This is a genomic window from Tolypothrix bouteillei VB521301 (genome assembly GCF_000760695.4).
Lineage (GTDB): Bacteria > Cyanobacteriota > Cyanobacteriia > Cyanobacteriales > Nostocaceae > Scytonema > Scytonema bouteillei_A.
Genome location: NZ_JHEG04000001.1, coordinates 4,992,982 through 5,012,851, shown reverse-complemented (window position 1 = coordinate 5,012,851; position 19,870 = coordinate 4,992,982). Strand labels below are relative to the sequence as shown.

The 19,870-nt window shown below is 42.2% G+C and carries 20 protein-coding genes and 1 pseudogene; 11 read left to right on the top strand and 10 right to left on the bottom strand.

The window, feature by feature from the left end; translation table 11 throughout:
- The first annotated feature begins 362 nt into the window (after nt 1–362).
- The 3 genes from HC643_RS20210 (at nt 363) to HC643_RS20200 (ending at nt 4,046) form a co-directional block, all read left to right on the top strand.
- The gene (locus HC643_RS20210) at nt 363–1,646 is read left to right on the top strand and encodes a HEAT repeat domain-containing protein (protein WP_038078561.1); all 1,284 of its coding nucleotides are present in this window, start codon (nt 363–365) and stop codon (nt 1,644–1,646) included.
- A gap of 256 nt (nt 1,647–1,902) precedes the next feature.
- Nucleotides 1,903–2,853 (top strand): LysR family transcriptional regulator, encoded by a 951-nt coding sequence (locus HC643_RS20205; protein WP_038078564.1) that lies wholly within the window; start codon nt 1,903–1,905, stop codon nt 2,851–2,853.
- A gap of 128 nt (nt 2,854–2,981) precedes the next feature.
- Nucleotides 2,982–4,046, top strand: coding sequence for an anthranilate phosphoribosyltransferase family protein (locus HC643_RS20200; RefSeq protein ID WP_038078566.1), 1,065 nt, complete (start codon nt 2,982–2,984; stop codon nt 4,044–4,046).
- Here HC643_RS20200 and HC643_RS20195 read toward each other — a convergent pair.
- The 6 genes from HC643_RS20195 to HC643_RS20170 all read right to left on the bottom strand — a co-directional run bounded on the left by HC643_RS20195 (nt 4,023) and on the right by HC643_RS20170 (nt 9,795).
- Nucleotides 4,023–4,925 (bottom strand): MBL fold metallo-hydrolase, encoded by a 903-nt coding sequence (locus HC643_RS20195; protein WP_050045617.1) that lies wholly within the window; start codon nt 4,923–4,925, stop codon nt 4,023–4,025. The two genes, HC643_RS20200 and HC643_RS20195, sit on opposite strands and share 24 nt — an antisense overlap.
- Before the next feature lie 11 nt (nt 4,926–4,936).
- On the bottom strand, nt 4,937–5,320 hold the full coding sequence (gene panD, locus HC643_RS20190; protein WP_038078569.1) for an aspartate 1-decarboxylase: 384 nt from the start codon (nt 5,318–5,320) through the stop codon (nt 4,937–4,939).
- Nucleotides 5,321–5,433: 113 nt separating this feature from the next.
- Entirely contained in the window at nt 5,434–5,967 is a 534-nt protein-coding gene (locus HC643_RS20185) for an inorganic diphosphatase (protein ID WP_038078572.1), read from the bottom strand.
- A 152-nt stretch (nt 5,968–6,119) separates the two neighbouring features.
- The gene (locus HC643_RS20180; protein WP_072040733.1) at nt 6,120–6,299 is read right to left on the bottom strand and encodes a TLTLP motif-containing protein; all 180 of its coding nucleotides are present in this window, start codon (nt 6,297–6,299) and stop codon (nt 6,120–6,122) included.
- Between the two features lie 1,018 nt (nt 6,300–7,317).
- Complete coding sequence (locus tag HC643_RS20175) at nt 7,318–8,286, bottom strand: Npun_F2552 family protein (protein ID WP_038078575.1); 969 nt, start codon at nt 8,284–8,286, stop codon at nt 7,318–7,320.
- Nucleotides 8,287–8,358: 72 nt separating this feature from the next.
- Entirely contained in the window at nt 8,359–9,795 is a 1,437-nt protein-coding gene (locus HC643_RS20170) for an aspartate ammonia-lyase (RefSeq protein ID WP_038078578.1), read from the bottom strand.
- 132 nt (nt 9,796–9,927) lie between these two features.
- On the opposite strand from HC643_RS20170, the gene HC643_RS42410 reads away from it, so the two are divergent.
- The 3 genes from HC643_RS42410 to pgsA are packed head-to-tail and all read left to right on the top strand — an operon-like array spanning nt 9,928 to nt 10,889.
- On the top strand, nt 9,928–10,071 hold the full coding sequence (locus HC643_RS42410) for a hypothetical protein (RefSeq protein ID WP_336604377.1): 144 nt from the start codon (nt 9,928–9,930) through the stop codon (nt 10,069–10,071).
- 4 nt (nt 10,072–10,075) lie between these two features.
- Nucleotides 10,076–10,300 carry a type II toxin-antitoxin system HicB family antitoxin gene (locus tag HC643_RS20160; protein ID WP_038078581.1) on the top strand — a complete coding sequence of 75 codons (225 nt, stop codon included), beginning with the start codon at nt 10,076–10,078 and terminating at the stop codon, nt 10,298–10,300.
- A 43-nt stretch (nt 10,301–10,343) separates the two neighbouring features.
- Nucleotides 10,344–10,889: a CDP-diacylglycerol--glycerol-3-phosphate 3-phosphatidyltransferase gene (gene pgsA, locus HC643_RS20155; protein WP_038078584.1), complete on the top strand. Its 546-nt coding sequence runs from the start codon at nt 10,344–10,346 to the stop codon at nt 10,887–10,889.
- 171 nt (nt 10,890–11,060) lie between these two features.
- On the opposite strand, the gene HC643_RS20150 is transcribed toward pgsA, so the two are convergent.
- Both HC643_RS20150 and HC643_RS20145 read right to left on the bottom strand, forming a co-directional pair.
- Complete coding sequence (locus tag HC643_RS20150) at nt 11,061–11,945, bottom strand: SMP-30/gluconolactonase/LRE family protein (RefSeq protein WP_038078623.1); 885 nt, start codon at nt 11,943–11,945, stop codon at nt 11,061–11,063.
- A 63-nt stretch (nt 11,946–12,008) separates the two neighbouring features.
- The gene (locus HC643_RS20145; protein ID WP_038078587.1) at nt 12,009–12,944 is read right to left on the bottom strand and encodes an NAD-dependent epimerase/dehydratase family protein; all 936 of its coding nucleotides are present in this window, start codon (nt 12,942–12,944) and stop codon (nt 12,009–12,011) included.
- Nucleotides 12,945–13,199: 255 nt separating this feature from the next.
- Between HC643_RS20145 and HC643_RS20140 the strand changes: the two genes are divergently transcribed.
- The 4 genes from HC643_RS20140 to HC643_RS20125 all read left to right on the top strand — a co-directional run bounded on the left by HC643_RS20140 (nt 13,200) and on the right by HC643_RS20125 (nt 17,782).
- Nucleotides 13,200–14,342, top strand: coding sequence for a glycosyltransferase (locus HC643_RS20140; protein WP_038078590.1), 1,143 nt, complete (start codon nt 13,200–13,202; stop codon nt 14,340–14,342).
- A gap of 100 nt (nt 14,343–14,442) precedes the next feature.
- Nucleotides 14,443–15,174: an undecaprenyl-phosphate galactose phosphotransferase family protein gene (locus tag HC643_RS20135; RefSeq protein WP_038078625.1), complete on the top strand. Its 732-nt coding sequence runs from the start codon at nt 14,443–14,445 to the stop codon at nt 15,172–15,174.
- Between the two features lie 534 nt (nt 15,175–15,708).
- Complete coding sequence (gene gmd / locus HC643_RS20130; RefSeq protein WP_038078593.1) at nt 15,709–16,788, top strand: GDP-mannose 4,6-dehydratase; 1,080 nt, start codon at nt 15,709–15,711, stop codon at nt 16,786–16,788.
- A 49-nt stretch (nt 16,789–16,837) separates the two neighbouring features.
- On the top strand, nt 16,838–17,782 hold the full coding sequence (locus tag HC643_RS20125) for a GDP-L-fucose synthase family protein (RefSeq protein ID WP_038078596.1): 945 nt from the start codon (nt 16,838–16,840) through the stop codon (nt 17,780–17,782).
- A gap of 442 nt (nt 17,783–18,224) precedes the next feature.
- On the opposite strand, the gene HC643_RS20120 is transcribed toward HC643_RS20125, so the two are convergent.
- A complete protein-coding gene (locus tag HC643_RS20120) occupies nt 18,225–18,947 on the bottom strand; it encodes an endonuclease/exonuclease/phosphatase family protein (RefSeq protein WP_038078598.1) in 723 nt (240 codons plus the stop codon).
- 78 nt (nt 18,948–19,025) lie between these two features.
- Nucleotides 19,026–19,289 (bottom strand): annotated as a pseudogene (locus HC643_RS20115) (hypothetical protein); the annotation flags it as partial.
- Between the two features lie 77 nt (nt 19,290–19,366).
- Here HC643_RS20115 and HC643_RS20110 point away from each other — a divergent pair.
- Nucleotides 19,367–19,837 (top strand): hypothetical protein, encoded by a 471-nt coding sequence (locus HC643_RS20110; RefSeq protein WP_237265910.1) that lies wholly within the window; start codon nt 19,367–19,369, stop codon nt 19,835–19,837.
- The last annotated feature ends 33 nt before the right edge of the window (nt 19,838–19,870 follow it).

Below are 19,870 nucleotides of genomic sequence, written 5' to 3'. Positions count from 1 at the left end.
TAGTACTTGACCGCATGAATTCTGATGGGCGGCTAGGTACCCGACTTCATGTGAGAAATCGGGTATTCAAATATCTACTGAATTGCAGATTGTGTAATTGCGTAACAGTCTATAAATTAAACTTGAAAAATCATTAAAATCGTATACTTAGTTACCAAATTTGTTATATTTTGCAAAAAAAGTATAAAATTAATGCGTTTTTTACATAACAGGAATTCAAAAGCCAGGTAAAACAATTAATTTAAACAAAGCACGTTTATATTGATAGAGTTTCCAATCCGCCCGATTTCCTATAAGAAATCGGGTTTTGTGATTCTCAATACAAATGATTAGAATGAATTTGTTAAGTGTGTTTGGAAAGTATGGCAATTGTGAAGAACATCCATCAACTCTTGTTACAAGCAGAGGAGGCGTATGAAGCAGCCAATTGGTCTTTACTAATTCAAAGTTTGCAACAGTTGACTCTGATAGAAAATTCAGAATATCCTAAAGAAGAGAAAAATCAAGAATATTTGTTGGAACTTGCACTTTCAGCCCTAGAAAGTGGGGATTTTCAGCAGCGTTGGGAAATTGCTAAAGTGTTTCCCCGCTTGGGAAAAATTGTTCTTCCCGAACTCATTGCTATTTTAGAAGATGAAGGCGCGGAGGAAGAATTGCGCTGGTATGCAGCAAGAATTTTAGGTGATTTGAAAAGCCGGGATGCGATCGCGCCTTTGATGCACTTGCTGAAAAGGAGTGAAAATGAGGAAATAAAGGAAGTCGCAGCGACAGCTCTGGGACAAATGGGTACGATTGCGATCGCTACCCTAACAGAATTTTTATTGCAAGAGGACATTGGCGAGCACAGTCGTTACAACAATTCCATTCATAGTGAAGAAACGCGTCTTTTAGCGGTGAAAGCACTTGCTTGTATTCGACACAGGGAAATTATCACACCTTTGTTAGGTGTAGCACGAGATCCACAGATGACAATACGAGTAGCAGCAATTGAAGCGCTTAGCAGCTTTCACGATCCTCGCGTCCCTCCAGTGCTTTTAAATGCTTTGGATGATATAGCCGCCCCAGTGAGAAAAGAGGCTGTGCTGGGTTTGGGTTTTCTTCGCGATTTGCTTTCAGAATTGGACTTGGTAGCTAAACTCCAACAAAAGCTTTACGATTTTGACTTAGACGTGTGTTGTGCGGCGGCGATCGCTCTTTCTAAAATAGGGAGTGACACTGCAACACAGCCCTTATTTCAGGTATTAGTCTCGCCTCATACACCAACCCGGTTGCAATTAGAAGCCATCCGAGCTTTAAGTTGGATCGGAACACTATCAGGTATAGAGTATTTGCAGCAAGCATTCTATCAGTTAGAAGTACCAACTGTGTGGCAAGAAATCGTTACTGTTTTGGGGAGAGTCAGCCATTTAGTACTTCAGAATAAAGCCACAGAAGTTTTACTAGAGATTGTTCAAAAAAACCATCCATCACTTGAAATTTCGAGTATTAAAAGTGCGATCGCCTTATCTTTAGGTCAATTAGGGAACAAGCAAGCAGTCAGCACGTTAACACAGATGGCAGTAGATCGAGACGTACAAGTAAGATTGCATGCAGTTGCTGCACTGAAAAATTTATCTCCCGAGCGTTATGGAGAAGGTAAGGGATAATACTAAGCTGTGCTGCCTTTAATTTTCTCATATTGACCGAGAGAGAGATTGGGGGAGGGTTTGACTCATTTTTATCAACTCAGAATGTTGCAAATTATATACACGATAGCTTAAGTGTCGCGTGTAAATGAGAGGCTTCCTGCGAAATTACCCAAAAATTCCTTGTTAAAGAATTCTTGTAACACAGTCTACCAATTTGTACCGGAAAGTACGTTAATTTAATGAGAGCCATAAGTGTAATTCAGGCTACATAAAAATGCGACTAGAGCAGTTGCAAGCCTTTTTGGCAATCGCAGAAACTGGCAGTTTCCAAGCAGCAGCACGAAAATGTGGTGTGACCCAATCGACAATCAGCCGTCAAATCCAGGCGCTTGAAGAAGATGTGGGATTGGAACTGTTCCACAGAACAAGTCAAGCAAAGTTGACACTCGCAGGTGAGTGCTTACTTCCCCGCGCTCGTAAAATTTGTCAGGAGTGGCAAAGTGCTACACAAGAGATAGGTGATTTGCTGGCTGGAAAACAGCCAGAACTTTGTATTGCAGCAATTCACTCCTTGTGTGCCTATTACCTACCACCAGTTTTGCAAAAATTCTGTCATGATTATCCAGAAGTGCAATTGCGGGTAACCTCGCTAGGTAGTGACCGAGCATTAAAAGTCCTGAAAGATGGATTGGTGGATTTAGCAATTGTAATGAACAATCGCTTTTTGACCGCCGGGAAAGAAATGGTGGTTGAAGTCCTTTATGATGAACCCATAGAAGTTTTAACAGCAACAAATCATCCCCTAGCACAATATGACAGCATACCCTGGTCGGAACTAGTTCGTTACCCGCAAGTCGTCTTTAAGGACGGTTATGGGATGCAACGTTTAGTACAAGATCGATTTGAGCGATTGGATGCTCGGCTACAAGCAGCTTTAGAAGTCAACACCCTCGATGCTTTTAGAGGAGTGGTGCGTCAAGGAGAACTTGTCGCTTTGCTTCCTTATTCAGCACTTGTAGAAGCTCGCAACGATCCAACTCTTGCTGTGCGGGCTCTAGCCTCTAATACCAATAGTTCTGCATCTGATGGTTCTAGTTTAACTCGCCAGGTGGTGATGGTAACAACTCACGATCGCCTGCAAATACCGCCAATCAAGCATTTTTGGCAATTAGTTAAAGAAAACATTCCGCCACAAGCAGAATCTGTCTTGCGTTCTGCTTCTTAAGTGTGAGTGGTTAGTTGTTAGTAGATAGTGGTTAGTAGATAGTAGTTAGTGGCATAACTAACTACTAACAACAAACAACAACAACCAACAACTAACAACCAACGACTAACTACTAACCCTCTTGACACATGAGTATAGTATTCAGGGAATTACTAAAAAAGGTAGGCAGTGGCGAACACACTTCTGAGAGTTTAACTCGTGCTGAAGCAGCCACAGCAACTAGGATGATGCTACTAGGAGAAGCAACTCCAGCCCAAATAGGAGCGTTCCTGATTGCTCACCGGATTAAACGTCCTACAGCAGAAGAGATAGCGGGTATGTTGGATACATACCATGAATTGGGACCAAAATTACAACCCATTAGCAGCGAACGCAAAGCGATTGTTTTGGGCATACCTTATGATGGTAGAACTCGCACTGCTCCTATTAGCCCTGTAACAGCTTTGCTGCTAGCAGTATCCGGACAGCCCGTAGTCATGCATGGCGGGAATCGCAAACCTACTAAGTATGGGTTACCGTTAATAGATATTTGGCAAGGATTGGGTGTCGATTGGACTGGGTTGTCATTAGAAAAAACCCAATACGTCTTTGAGCAAACGGGAATAGGATTTATTTATACTCCCCTGCATTTTCCCTTAACTGAACGTCTTTGGGAGTATCGCGATCAGCTGGGTAAGCGTCCGCCATTTGCAACAATGGAATTGATTTGGTGTCCTTATGCGGGGGATGCTCACATTATCACCGGATTCGTTCACCCACCTACAGAAGGTTTATTCCAAACGGCACTGGCACTACAAGGTGTCTCTTATTTTACAACAGTCAAGGGTTTGGAAGGGAGTTGTGACTTACCACGCGATCGCACAGCAATTATTGGTTTGGGAGGAGCAACACCCACCGAAGCGGGTATAGCACCCATAGAACGATTGCATCTAGCCGCTCGCGATTTTGGCTTTGCTACAAAAAATGTACCTTTAGGTTCTTTGGAAGAACTGATTGCGAGTATAAAGGGAGTCTTGGATGGACAATCTTCAGAACTTACGGACACGGCTTTATGGAACGGGGGATTTTACCTCTGGCGTGCTGGAATTTGTTCGGATATGCAAGACGGTATAGCCAAGGCCAAAAAATTAATTACGAATGGTACAGTTGCTGAAAAACTGCAAGAACTTTTAACAGTGACGGCTCACTGTTAAAACCAAGCCCTCACGGGCTAATACTGCTTTGGGAAAGACAGATTGAACCTCAGTTTGCACCTCATCAAGAAAATCATCACAGTCATCTGGATGATGGTGAGAAATAGCCAGCAATTTAGCATCGAGATGTTGAGCTAAATCAACTGATGTCTTCCAGTAAATTTCTGCGTGCTGGTGAATTCGTATAGATGGGGGGGTGTAGGTTGCATTGGCAATCAATAAATCTACACCTTTCGTTAGTTGTGCAATGTGTTCCTTATCTGTATCGCTTAAGCTTTGAGGTAAATCTGTAATGTAAGCAACACTGTACTCTTGCCAAGTGACTCGGTAGCCTACTGATTTTTGGTGGCGGTTGATCAATGCCGTTGCGATCGTAATATCATCTACCTTAAAGACCTTACCTGGGGCAAAATTATGAAAGTGCAGGTCTGATTGCATAATTTGTAATGGGTAGGGAAAGTGCGGTTGGAGCATTTGATCGCAAAGGCATTGTTTGATAGACGCTCCATTCAACGCTGCTGTCCCATAAATATGGAAACAATTTTCTGCAAGAAATGCAGGCGCAAAAAAGGGAAATCCCTGAATGCGGTTTGATTGGGAGTTGGTGAAGAATAAGTGAGCTTCTATCTTCTCTGAAAGCCAACTTCTCCCGAGCAAACGCAAACCAGTACCCCCATCAAAAATTAAGTGTTTTTTTCCAACCTGCATCTCTACACAAGCAGTATTACCACCATATCGACTGGTGTTGTTACCTGGGCTGGGAATCAAACCCCGCACGCCCCAAAATTGCACTAAAAAATCCGATGCTGGTTTTTCAACTTCAGTGAGTTGCTCTTGAGTTGAGTAGTTTTGGAAAGGCGACAGTTCAGAGTTTGGCATGTTTGTCAAAATTAAGTCCTACTGAGCAGATCGTCATAACGCCGCACTTCCATTAGTCGGTTGTTTTCATCCACAAGGACTACGGTGGGAGAGTGATTTTTTAACTCTTCCAAACTGAACTGCCCGTAAGACATTATAATCAAGCGATCGCCCATAATGCCTAGACGTGCTGCTGCTCCATTCAACTCAATTGCCCCTGAATTGGCTGGTGCTGGAATCGCATAAGTCGTAAAACGCTCGCCGTTGTTAATGTTCACTATATGCACGTACTCGTATGGTAAGATACCAGCTTTATCCATGAGAAGGCTATCGATACTAATACTTCCCACATAGTTAATGTTTGCTGCTGTGAGAGTGCAATTGTGAATTTTTGCTAAGAGGAGCGTGCGCTGCATTGCAAAACAGTTATGAGGTATCAGTTATAACTCTAGATTATAACCTAGGGATTGGGGATTGGGGGTTGGAGATTGGGAATGAGCTAACCCCCAACCTCCAACCCCTACTGAGCTTAAGACTCTGAATCCCGAGCTTTTTCGCTACCTGCTTTGACACACTTTTCTACCAATGGCGAGACTGTATCAACATCTTGCCATCCGAGGATTTCTGTAACCTTTTTTTCCAAATTTTTGTAAGTGCGGAAAAACTCTTCTATTTCAGCCAGTCTGTGTGGCGCAATGTCTTTTAAGGATTTGACATGAGCGTATCGGGGGTCTTTATCGGGAACGCAAAGAATTTTTTCATCGCGATCGCCACCATCTATCATCTCTAACATACCAATTGGTCTTGCGGCTATCAAACATCCTGGAAAAGTTGGCTCATCCATGATGACAATGCCATCAAGCGGATCGCCATCATCAGCTAGAGTGTTAGGTACAAAACCATAGTCATAGGGGTACCTTACCGACGAATAAAGAACTCTGTCCAGAGCAAAAGCCTGTAGGTCCTTATCATATTCGTATTTGTTTTTGCTTCCGCCTGCAATTTCAATTAAAACGTTGAGCAGACCTGGTTTGGGCTGAGCTGGAATCCGAGATAAGTCCACGACAACACTCCGTTTGCTTACTGTAAACTGTGAGAGCTATATGCATAGCTCCCAGTGTAAGATTCTATCCCTAGTCGGTCACAAGAAGAAAGGCGCAGGACCGAGGTCATAGGTTAGGAGGAATTGCACCACTCATCACTAACTAGTAACCACTACCTTTCCACTCTTATCATTACGGGTTGGGAGTAAGTCTGAATGTTGTTTGAAGAATAGTGAGCGATAATAAATAGAGGTAATGTCAAAGTCATTAAACCAATCCCGGTTCCCACTATATCTGCCAATCGATGGGAATATGTGTCGCTTTGGTTGACAGATTGAGAATTTGAATTCATAAAAGTTGAGGCTAGATACACCACTTGTAGTTTCCCTCTTATCTAGAGAGGTTTACTGTTATTTTAGCTATTTTTTTACATCAATCTCTGTACTAATAAAGAATATCAATGATGTTTCAAAATAGGCAGATACATTTTTTTGATACAGAAAATACTTGATGAGCAGCTAAAAACTAACATTTTCTTTTTGACCTTGTATTTAATAGCGCTAAGCAATAACGCGTTTTTATTGTAATCTTTGCTCTACGGGACGTCCAGTTCTTTAGCATTATAATTTACAACTTTTAATCCGACCTGTACTGGTATCGCGCCCGAGTCGAGCTATTTTGTGTTTAGCGATCGCAACTCAAACCTTTATTTATAAGTGTTTTCGCTTTTCTTCTCGGTTGTTTTTTGCCCGATCGGATTTCAAATGCTAGCTCATCTATTTGTATCTTTTAGTTTTTAAGTAAAAATGCTTATTATTATTTGGACACTTAAGACTCCCAGTCAGACTGGTAGGAACAATATAAGTTTTTTAACAATAAATGAATACCGAATAATTACAGAGAAAATAGAAGTATTGAGATTTTTTATCAGTAATTCCACTCATAAAAAATTTTTCAGGTTAAGTGAGAAAATCTAATGAATATGTCTTCTTACATAGTCCTTAAGGAAATGTAATAGATTAAACAAATCAACGACGGTTCCCTTCCCGTCAGAAGATTACCTATGCGCTTAGGTTGGCATTTTAGATCCCAAAGGGAGTAACATATCTTCTCCTCCCCGTGTTGCAATACGGGGAGGAGAAGACTTTATTCCCCCTAGCCCCCGAGCGATTGGGGGAATCTTCAAAGATTAGATATTGTTAACCGAACCGTATTGTTCCGTGTTGATTTAAGGGAAATAAGCATGGAAAAAAACCGCCACTAGATTAGGGCGGTCTGGTTAAGCAATCGGAGGGTACTTTCAGCTTACTCTGCCAATTTTTGAATTGTTGTAACAGAGTTTGCACTTATTATGGGCATAAGGCATGGGGTCATGCCTTATAAGCGCTCATGGGTTCTTTGATAAATTTAATGTAAAGATGTTTGAAGGTAGACTTGATAACGCGAGGCATACCAAAGTCAATGGGTACGAACTTATCGGGTAAACGCCAATCCTCTATCTTTAACAAACCGGGATGCAGATTGGGAAAGTACATCTCATCAAGTGTACCAACTAACCCCAACCGCTTGGACGCAGCAATAGTTGGTACTTGTTCTGGTTGAACGTTCAAAATTTCCACTATTGCTCTATCTAAAGCAAAAATATCTGATGATGCTCCTAAAATTCCCAACGCACGAGGTTCTCCTCCACTCGGACCGTTGCCTTCATGACCGATAATGCCGTCTACAATGGTTAAGTCGGGATTGATAACCCTAGCTGTTTCCACCAACATTTCAGCAAATCGGTTTGCATCTTTTCCTGCTTCCATATGCCACCAGGCTTTCATTTTACCCGGAACGCAGCCAAACAAGTTTTTGACTCCTAAGGTAAGTACCAACTGAACGTGTGACTTTACCTTGGGTAAGTTGATCGTAACATCTGCTTCCATTGCTTCTTTAGACAGCAGCAGGTGGTTAAACTCTTCGCTGACTGTTTGATAGCGATGTCCGTGAAATTCAACTACTGGCAATTTGAGTTCTTCTAAAACTGGCAGATATCCGCTTGCTACTGCTACTCCTCTAGCACTACCAAAAGCAGGGCTATCACCTAAAAAGGGTTTGCCACCAGCTTCTATCACCATTTGGGCTACGGCATAAACCAGTTCGGGACGAGTGGTACACTCTTTCCCAGGACGTGCGCCTGTCAGCAAGTTGGGTTTGAGTAAGACTCGGTTCCCCGGTTTCACAAACGCCGTTATTCCTCCCAAGGGTTCTAGCAGTGTTTCCAATGACTCTCGGAGCGTGTTGCGTTCGTATGAAGTGGCGCGAATTAAGCTAACGGATGGTGTTTGAGTTGGCATGGTTAGATAAAGAACAACAAGGAAAAAGTAAAGAAGGAAGACAACATAACTTTAATCTTCCTCCTTTCCTCATTATTCCGACTTGCCGTCCTGTATAGTTAGAGGCACAATCGCACTCATTTGTTCCAGGTTTAAAACTTTAGCTAATTCTTCTTCACTCATTAACCCCCGTTCTAAAACTATCTGGCGTAAAGACTGTCCTGTTTCTAAGGATTCTTTAGCCACAGCCGCCGCATTTAGGTAACCTATGTGGGTATTGAGTGCTGTGACTAAGGCTAAACTCCCTTCAGCATATGCCAAACAACGTTCTTGATAGGCGGTAATTCCTTTGATACAACGTTCGGTTAAAGCAGCAATGGTGTTGCCAAGAATTTCTATGCTGTGAATGAGGTTATAGGCGATAAGGGGCATCATAACGTTCAGTTCTAGTTGTCCTGCTTGTGCAGCTAGAGCGATCGCATGATCGTAACCCATGACCTGAAAGCAGACCATTGATGTCATTTCTGCCATGACAGGGTTGTACTTACCTGGCATGATTGAGGAACCTGGTTGAACTGGTGGTAACTGAATTTCTTTTAAACCAGTTTTTGGTCCGGAGTCCATCAACCGGAGGTCATGAGATATTTTGACTAAATCTTGAGCTAAATTGCGTAAAGCACCAGAAACATTGACAAATGGTGCCATACTTTGCATTGCTGCCATTAAGTGCGGTGCTGGTTCTAAGGGAAAGTTAATGATTTCCGCAATCGCTTGAACAACAGATGCTCGATATTGAGGGTGAGTATTTAACCCCGTACCTGCTGCACTGCCTCCCAAACCCAGTATCATTAAGTCTGAAGACGCTGTATATATTCGATTTTGATGTTCTGTAAGGATGTGCGCCCATGCACGGAAGTTTTCTCCCAAGCGCACGGGTACAGCATCTTGCATGTGGGTTCTGCCAGATCTGACAACGTTTTGGAATTCTTGGGCTTTTTCTTCAAGTGCTGCGATGGCGTTTTCTAATGCTGGGTGTAGTGTTTTTGACAATGCCAGCAAGCCACCAATCCGAATTGCCGTGGGAATCACATCATTGGTAGATTGCCCGTAATTTACATGATCGTTTGGGCTAACACGTTTGTAATTGCCCTTTTGTTCTCCAAGAATTTCTAGCGCTCGATTCGCTAAAACTTCGTTAACATTCATGTGATGGGAAGTCCCCGCACCTGCTTGGTAGACATCTACCACAAATTGGTCGCGCAATTTCCCTGCTAACACTTCATCTGCAGCTTGTACGATCGCCTGACCGATCTCTTGGGGAATACACCCTAGTTTGCCGTTGACAATAGCTGTCGCTTTTTTGATGATAATACACGCATCTACGTAAGTGGGTAAAGGCTTAATGCCACTTATAGGGAAGTTTTCTGTTGCCCGCAGTGTTTGAATACCGTAGTACGCGCTACATGGTATGGAGCGATCGCCCATTGAATCGCGTTCTATTCTTACATCTAAATCCATTGGTTGAGTCATAATGAAGTATCTGTGGCAAGATATTCAGTAGTCACATTCCAAATTTCCAATTTGCCTAAGAAAATTCGGGAACTGAAAGCAATGCTCTTGAAAACCGGATTTACCTACTGACCCGGTAAAGGCACTCATACTGTGTGGAGTCATCCAAACCTACCTTACAGTCTCACTCTTTCTGGTAAAGATGGAGATAATGCAGGGCGATATCAAGAAAAAGATGTGAGAAACGCACTGAGAGATTTGCAAGGGTTGGAGGAACCAGAGAACGAGGGAGAGTAAAAAAATGAAACTTCATTACAGCATTATTATTCAATGGTCAACAGAGGATTGTAAATACATTGTCAGCTTACCAGAGTTCGGTCCCTACGCACACACTCACGGCAATACCTATGCTGAAGCACTCAAAAATGGTGAAGAAGTTCTAGAACTTTTGATAGAAGAATACCAAGCACAAGGAAAAGCACTACCAGAACCATTGACTGCAAACACTGCTTTTCAGTTTGCTTGACATTTTAATCTTGAATATAGATCGAATTAAGATCTAAAATTTTATGACTTTACCAAACTGGATTACCTTCTCTCGCTTAATAGGGATACCATTTCTGCTGTATCTTTTGTACAGCCCAGAACCTAAATTGCAATGGATTTGTGTCGCAATTTTTCTGGTTGCTTCTCTAACAGATTGGTTGGATGGTTATTTAGCCCGAAAACTCAATCAAATTAGCGATTTGGGTAAGTTTCTCGATCCGTTGGTAGATAAGTTTTTGGTACTCGCACCTTTACTCGTGTTGATTGAGCTAGGAAGAGTTCCTGCTTGGGGTGTGTTTCTTATCTTGGCACGAGAGTTGGCGATCGCTGGTTGGCGCGTGAGTCAACCCAAAGTCACGGGAGCCAATATTTGGGGAAAACTCAAAACTGTCAGTCAAATTATAGCGATCGCACTTTTAATTGCTCCTTTACCTGAATGGCGTTTGATTGCTCTTGTCGCTTTTTGGATTTCCGTTACTCTGACGTTAATTTCTGGGATTATTTATCTTTTACCGACAAATAATAGTGACACGACAGACAGCCAGAAAACTGAGATTGAGAAAAATTGAGGTGTTTCTAACGGGAATATTACTTTTGACTGAGACAAGCGTCTTAAGAATGGAACATACTTTAAGTTATTCCTCCGCAGGCACGGAGTTCTTTCTTCTTCAAAATCGGGTGTATTCTCTGCTCAAACTTTGTCTGACCTTGTGTTCACTCGGGTGTATCTACCATTTTCATTAAATCGAAGATTGAAAATGATAGGAAGGCAACCCAACAATATCGGTTTGAACTTCAAACAAGTCACCAGAAGAAACACTCTTGTCGATTTCTGCTTGGCTGAGCCCGACGGAGGCAGTCGTGATGTAAAGTAATTTCAAATCCTCGCCAGCGAAGGTGCAGTTGGTTGGAGACTTGACAGGTAATCTTATCCGCAAAACTTCTTTCCCTGTAGAATCAAAGCGAATCACACATCCTCCTTCCCACATTGCCGACCAAATATTCCCTTCACTATCTACGGTCAATCCATCGGGAAAAAATGACTCGTGAGTTAGATCGACAAATATACGACGGTTGCTTATTTTACCAGATTGTGAATCGAAGTCGTAGGCAAAGATTTTTTGTTGGTCGGAATCTGTCAGGTAAAAGGTTTTTCCGTTGGAACTCCAGCCCATACCGTTAGTCACTGTCAATCCTGTTTCCATTAAATGCAGCGAGTTGTCGGGATCGTAGCGATATAGAGAAGCTTGAGATTTTTCCTGGCTCATGGAACCAAACCAAAAGCGACCTTGAGGATCGCATTTGCCATCATTAAAGCGGTTATTTGGCTTATCTGCCTCAACCTGAATGATGGGTGTGATGTCTCCTGTTTGAGTGTTAAGAAATGCTAAGCGATCGCGTTGGGCCATAATTAACCGATTTGCACCCGCAAGGCCAATACAACCAACAACATCTCCCACATCAAAAAAGGAGTTGTGTCCGGTGGCTCGGTTGAATTGATGGACTCGGTAGTTATAAATATCGACCCAGTAAAGTAGCTTTTGGGTTGCATCCCAAACAGGGCTTTCTCCCAAACGGGCGCGGGAGGCTAAAACGTTATTGAGTTGGTATTGAGGTTTATTCATAATTGCTAGGAAAAGCATCTCACGCAAAGACGCAAAATGACTCCGAGCGTCTTTGCGTAAATTTTATAAAGATTTTAAAATCTCTTCATCAACAGAAAAATCTATTTCCGAGCGATCGCGACCCGAAGCCAGATAATCATTGTGGTAAGAGTCTTTGAGCCCGGAAATCAGGTCATATTCGGGCTGCCAGTTCAATTGTGTTTTGGCTTTATCCACGGAAGCAAAAAAGTGCTGTACGCGCAGGGGAAAGGCTTTACGCTTGCCGAAATCAAATTTTTTGGGATCGTAATGTAGGATTTTGATGTCATCAGCAGATTTGCCAGCAGCCACAGCACAAGCGCGGGCTAAGCCATCAAATGTCACATAGCGATCGCCTGATACGTTGTAAATTTGTTTGACAGCGTTTGGATTGCCCAAAACTTTGGACATAGCTGTGGCAAGGTCTTTAACGTGTCCGAATTGGGTAATGTGTAAGCCATTACCGGGGATAGGGATGGGACGATTGCGAGCGATTCTGTCAAAAAACCAAGCTTCGAGATCGTTGTAATTTAGAGCACCGTAAATGTATGTGGGGCGAATGGAGGTAAAAGGTAAGCCAAGTTGTGTTAAATACGCTTCTGTTTCGTGCTTACCGAGATGGCGACTTTTTGGATCGACTGTATCCCCTTCTACATGAGGCATTTGGTCGGATTTCAGATACACCCCAGCAGAACTCATGTATACAAAATGTTGTATACGGTCTTGAAAAATCTCCGCAAGTGGTTGAGTATCAGAAAGTTCTCTTCCGTTATTGTCGAAAATGGCATCAAAATTTTCGTGGGATAATTTTTCCTTGAGTTGAGTAGCATCAGTGCGATCGCCCGTAATTTGTCCCACTCCTTCTACGGGGATCGGACGATTACCACGATTGAAAAGAACAACTTCATGCCCCTGTTCCACTAGTAGTTTAGTTAGGTAAACACCAATGAACCGAGTGCCACCCACAATAAGAATTCGCATAAATTGTTATTTCCTTCGTCAGTTAATTTATGGAGTGACCCAATTTGAGGGTATCAGGTTGTGGTGTGTCTCTGGAACCTCTATTGAGAGGATTACGTCTTTTGGTAACAACGGGAAATATGAAGGATAAAGGATGAAAGGGTTAAAGTGTAAAGGAACAAAGATGAAATACTTTATACTTCACTTCATACTTCATCCTTCATCCTTTAGGTGACTGACTGAAGCGTGTTCTCTACCAAATACTCATAGTTAGCTGTGTCTTTGAAGTATGCCTTGGTTCATGAATGGCTGACACCGAAAGCCACTGGTGGTTCGGAACTTGTTGTGCAAGAGGTTCTCAACCACGTTGATGCTGATTTATACGCTCTAATCGACTTTGAATCCATCAATCCCAAAAGCTATTTATACAAGCGGAAAATTGGCACAACATTTCTTCAGCATCTTCCATTTGCCCGAAAAGGCGTACAAAAATACTTACCTTTGTTGCCACTAGCCATAGAACAGCTAGATTTGCGGGAATATGACGTTATTCTGTCTTCATCTCATGCTGTTGCGAAAGGAGTCTTGACTACACCCGATCAAGTACACGTTTGTTATTGTCACAGTCCCATGCGTTATGCATGGGACCTCACCTTCGATTATCTAAATCACAGTAAGCTAGGTAGTGGTATCCCTGGTTGGTTAACACGCTATTTGCTGCATGGTTTACGCCAATGGGATGTATCGACAGCGAATCGCGTGGATTACTTCATCGCTAACTCCAAGCATACAGCTCGCCGCATCTGGCGCTGCTACCGACGAGAAGCGGAAGTTATTTACCCACCAGTTAATGTTGACAGTTGTCCATTTATCCCTCAGAAGGAGGATTTCTACCTAATTGTTTCCCGGTTGGTAACTTATAAACAAGTATCGTTAATAGTTAGGGCATTTAATAAACTGCAACTACCGTTAGTCATAATTGGAACAGGACCAGAGATGAAAACCATCCGCAGGATAGCAAATAGCAATATACAAGTGCTGGGCTGGCAACCCGATGACGTTGTAAAAAAGTATATGGCAAATGCCAAAGGATTTGTATATGCAGCCTGTGAAGATTTTGGGATTGCTTTAGTAGAGGCGCAAGCTTGCGGCACTCCAGTTATCGCCTACGGTGCAGGAGGAGCGCTCGAAACAGTGCGAGATTTTCGTGACTCAGGTGATACTGGAACTGGTATATTTTTCAAGGAGCAAACCGAAGCCGCACTAGTAGACGCAGTAGAAACCTTTGAAGCGTATCGAGGGAAATTCAACCCAGAGTATACCCGAGTTCACGCTACCCAGTTTTCCCCGCAAATCTTTGCCAAGCGCTACTTAGGCTTCTTAAATACCTGTACAGAAAAGAGACCATTACCCAATTGATGGTCTTGTTTTGCTAAGGATTGGCAAATTGCCAATCCTTAGGAACTCCTTTTAGCTTTAAGATTGGGACTATGTGTGGTGTGGATTGTTAAGGAGTATGATGACTGCCCAGAGCTCACTCCTCTCCGGGAAGCGCTCGCGTACCTTCTTTAAACGCGGTCAACCAAAAAAGACGCCTCGAATAAAACCCAAAGGTTTGTCTTTCCAGGCTTTAAACGGAGAGTTTGCCAAGCGACTATTCGACATTGTGTTTTCGCTATTGGTACTTATTTTGTTTTCCCCTGTGTATTTACTCTTGGGCTTGTTGATTGCTTTAAGCTCGAACGGTCCAATTTTTTATATTCAGGAACGGGTCGGTAAAAATTACAAACCTTTTAATTGTATTAAATTCCGAACAATGGTAACCAATGCCGATGAAGTTCTAGTTCAAATAATGGAAACATCGCCTCATTTGCGAGACGAGTTTGAGACCAACTTTAAGCTCAAACACGATCCGCGTATTACCAAGATTGGTCGTTTCTTGCGAATTACTAGCTTGGATGAATTTCCCCAGTTCTGGAATGTATTAAAAGGAGACATGAGTGTTGTAGGACCGCGACCTTTAGTAAAAGAAGAGTTACCGAAATACGGTTGTTACATCGACCAGATTCTCACAATTAGACCGGGAATTACTGGATTGTGGCAAGTTTCCGGACGTAATGATATTCCTTATCCGCGACGGATTCAAATAGATCTGCATTATGTCAAATTCCGTAACTTGTGGTTGGATTTGTGGATAATTGTTAAAACTATCGGCGTTGTCGTTATTCCTAAAAATAATGGAGCGTATTGATATTGCGTCGATCTAGCTAATATCCTAAATAAATTACAGAGTCAAAAGTCAAAACGGGATGAGAACCTTTTGTTGACTTTTGACTTTTTGCTTTGCAATTTTTTGCAGATCCCCGATCTTTAGAAGACGAGGGGAGACCATCATATCAAGTTCGATTAAAGACCGATCGTAAAAACAGCAGCTTTGCAGGGAGCAGGGAGAAAGAGGCTTTCAGACTTTTGCACAGATTTTCTTTTTTATAACTAATTAAGCGAACATAATATCACTCAAATTTTTATACAATCTTAACAGAAGACAATTATATATGAAATTTGGATAAAGATTCTAAAAAAATTACAAAAACAACAAAAATTTGCTCGTTAAGTTAGATACGCCTGACAGCAAGCATTCCATTCAGCAAATTTACTTATGTCAGCAAGCTGAGGCGATAGTGGGATTGGTAGGTTTCCCATTGGGCAATTAAACAAATACCTGTTAAGTTATACCAGGGTTTTCTGTAACCATTTCAGCAGTAAAAACAAGGAAAAATTAAGCATGACGCAACGGAAGCGAGCATTAATCACTGGTATTACCGGGCAAGATGGTTCCTACCTAAGTGAATTTTTGCTAGAGCAAGGTTACGAGGTTCACGGTATCATCCGTCGAACTTCAACTTTCAATACAGATCGTATCGATCACCTGTATGAAGACCCTCACAAAGAGGGTGTGAAGCTACTTCTCCACTACGGCGACTTAACAGACGGTACCACTCTGCGGCGGATTTTAGAAGAAGTTCAGCCACTCGAAATTTATAATTTAGGTGCTCAATCCCACGTTCGAGTCAGCTTTGATTCGCCAGAATACACGGTGGATTCAGTGGGAATGGGAACATTGCGTCTGTTAGAAGCAATTCGCGACTATCAGCACCGCACTGGCATTCAAGTGAGATTTTACCAAGCAGGTTCTTCGGAAATGTATGGTTTGGTACAAGAAATCCCACAGAAAGAGACTACACGGTTTTACCCCCGCAGCCCTTACGCCTGTGCTAAGGTTTACGCTCACTGGCAAACAGTAAATTACCGCGAATCATTCGGGATGTTTGCTTGTAACGGTATTTTGTTCAACCACGAATCTCCCAGAAGGGGAGAAACTTTTGTGACGCGCAAAATTACAATGGCAGTGGCCAGAATTTTCGCAGGTAAGCAGAAAAAGCTGTACATGGGGAATCTGGATGCCAAGCGTGACTGGGGATACGCCAAAGATTACGTCAGAGCCATGTGGCTGATGTTGCAGCAAGACCAGGCTGATGATTACGTGATTGCAACTGGCGAAACTCACTCAGTACGAGAGTTTTTAGAACTGGCATTTGGTTATGTCAATCTGAACTGGCAAGACTACGTGGAGTTTGATGAGCGCTATCTTCGTCCGGCGGAAGTGGATTTGTTGATTGGGGATTCTACAAAAGCGCGGCAAAAGTTAAACTGGACCCCATCGGTCACATTTGAGCAATTGGTCGCCATTATGGTGGAAGCCGACCTGCAAGCATTGGGTCTCAAGTCGCCTAACGGTAAAGTCTCAAAGGTGTTGCAAGACAATGCCATGATTCGGCAAGAACTGGGTGTGCTCCACTTCTAATAAGCGATGAGCGATGAGCTATCAGCTTTTTCTACTATGAGGACAAAAAATGAGCACCTTAGAACTTAAAAACAAACGTATTCTCGTAACTGGTGGAGCTGGTTTTTTGGGACGTCAAGTCATTGACCAACTCTGTAAGGCTGGCGCTGAGCAAAACAAAATTACAGTCACGCGATCGCGTGAGTGCGACCTGCGTCTGTGGGAAAATTGCCAAAGAGCAGTCGATCAACAAGACATTATCATTCACCTAGCAGCCCATGTCGGTGGAATTGGTCTGAACCGTGAAAAACCAGCTGAATTGTTCTACGACAACTTAATGATGGGTACGCAGTTGATTCATGCTGCTTATCAAGCTGGAGTAGAAAAGTTTATCTGTGTTGGGACTATCTGTGCCTATCCCAAATTTACTCCCGTCCCATTCAAAGAAGACGACCTGTGGAATGGCTACCCAGAGGAAACAAACGCCCCCTATGGAATCGCCAAAAAAGCCCTTCTCGTTCAACTGCAAGCCTACCGCCAACAGTACAATTTTAACGGCATTTACCTATTGCCAGTGAACTTATACGGCCCGGAAGACAATTTTGACCCCAGAAGCTCTCATGTCATTCCAGCGTTAATTCGTAAAGTTTATGAAGCGCAGCTTAAAGGAGAAAAGAAACTTCCGGTTTGGGGTGATGGTAGCCCAACTCGCGAGTTTTTATATTCAGAAGACGCTGCACGAGGTATCGTTATGGGTACCCAATACTACAACGATCCCGAACCTGTCAACTTGGGAACGGGTTATGAAATTTCTATTCGCGACTTAATTCATCTCATTTGTGAGTTAATGGAATTTGAAGGCGAAATTATTTGGGAAACAGATAAACCTAACGGACAACCTCGCCGTTGTTTAGATACAGAAAGAGCCAAGCAAGCTTTTGACTTTACTGCCCAAGTAGACTTTAAGCAAGGGCTGAAGAATACAATTGACTGGTGGCGTAAAAACGCTGCTTAATAATAAAGTTAGATCCCCAATCTCCCAATACGGTTCAGTTAACAATATTTAATCCTTGAAGATCCCCCAACTCCCCTGAAAAAGCTACGGTGGTGTACAGATCTCTAAAAAAGAGATGAAACAGCGTGAAAAGGGAGAATTGGAATTCAGTTCCCCCCTTTTTTAAGGGGGGTTAGGGGGGATCGAAACCGCTTTGAATGCACTATATAAGACTTGTGTACACCACCGTAGCCTTAAAAAGAGGGAGCTTTGTTCTCCCCCAATTCATCGGGGAGCTAAGGAGGATCGAGTCTTATCTAAACGATATTTGCCCGATCTCCCCGACTTTTTCAAGAAGTCGGGGTTCTGTAGTTGAGAATTTTGACAATAGTAAATTAAAATCAACTTTCGTTTCCACGCTCCGCCTGGGAATGATTTTCTTGTGAAGCTCCGCCTCTGTTATTCAGCTACAAGAGGTATCAAAAGATAAATCTACAGAAACGCCAAAGTGGTCGGTAACTGGATGACCATTACTTTTATAAGCTTGCCATTTGTTCGCATTTTGTACTCTTTTTGCCCATTCCAAACTCAGGCAAATATGGTCAATATTATAGCCAAGTTCACTATTAGCAGTCACGCAAACTAAGTTGCTTTGCTCCAACCCCTGATTGAGCATTTCTCGTCCTTTAGGAGTTCCATAACTAAAAGGCTGGCTCAAAGCTTCATTAAAGTCACCAGCTACGCACAAAGGCAAAAGTTTTTTCAATTTTTTCCAATCTCGGCTGTGACTTTGAATAGATTCATAGTGGCGTTCCCAAATTTTTGCCTCTTTATTTAGAACACCATCACGGGCATAAGTAATAATTGTTCCATAAACTAATAAGTTCTCTATAGGGGTGAAAATTTCTGCACAAACACCAATCCAAGGGTCATAGGTTTGCCAATGTCGCATAATAGGCAAACGAGACCAAATCGTTGTCCATTTAAAACCATTCCATTCTGGTTCGGAATAACTCGCAGCTTGAGAATATTGCTCTCCTGGATTAATAACGTCGTTAGTTTCAGTCAAAATCCAGATATCGGCATTAATTTCGTGTATTTTCTCAAGAATAGCTGGGTTTTTACTCCATCCATTGGGTTTGGGTTTTGCAAGATTCCAAGTAGCGATTCGTAGTGAAGTTAGCATAAATGAGTTGGTAACTGCGATACTTGGTGATAGGTTACCCACTTTGCTTAAAGATCTGCGATGTCATTGCAATTTTTATCAAATATTCTTATTTATTTGCAACTCGCACTGTTGAAAAACATAATTAACAGCAGCAAATAATTTATCTAACTCCTGAATTACATAGATATTTTTATTTCTAGTAAAAACATCAGCAGTTAACTTACCAAACTGCCATATTTTGCCATTAGAAACAATTCCAAAAATATTCATTTCAAAATCATTATTAATTCGCTGTACTGCTATCATTTCAGCTAAGCATTGACCCCAGCCTTCTTCAAATTTGTCTTGCTTGGCTTCAACAGTACGGCTATGAACTGTGGGGTTGTTTGATGAGGCTGAAGTTTCCGATTGTAAAACTGCTAGATTATGAAACACAATTGACAACAAGCGAACAAAATACTAACCCCTTTGCTGTGATAGTGATGGCACACTTACGAACTCAAACTACCATTCAAGATCCAGAAGGGCGATTGCGGTGGAAACTGAGTTTAATTAGGCAGTTGTATGAGTCGGGATACAATAAAGACAAAATTCTTCAGCTTTTTCGAGTGATTGACTGGATGATGGCTTTGCCGAAGGAGCAAGAGCGAATGTTTGATACTGAAATAAATTGTTACGAGGAGCAGAAGAAAATGCCATATATCACGAGTGTTGAGCGCGTAGGAATGTTAAAAGTACAGCGAGAGTGTGTCATTGATAACTTAGCAACCAGGTTTGGAGAAGTGCCACCAGAGATAATTGCAAAAATTGAGAATTTGTACGATATACCTGTTCTCAAGCAACTCCACAGGCAAGCAATTACTGTTGGTTCAATAGAGGAATTTCAGCACATCTTGGAACAAAATTGATAGGGCTGCTAGATCCCCGACTTTTTAAAGAAA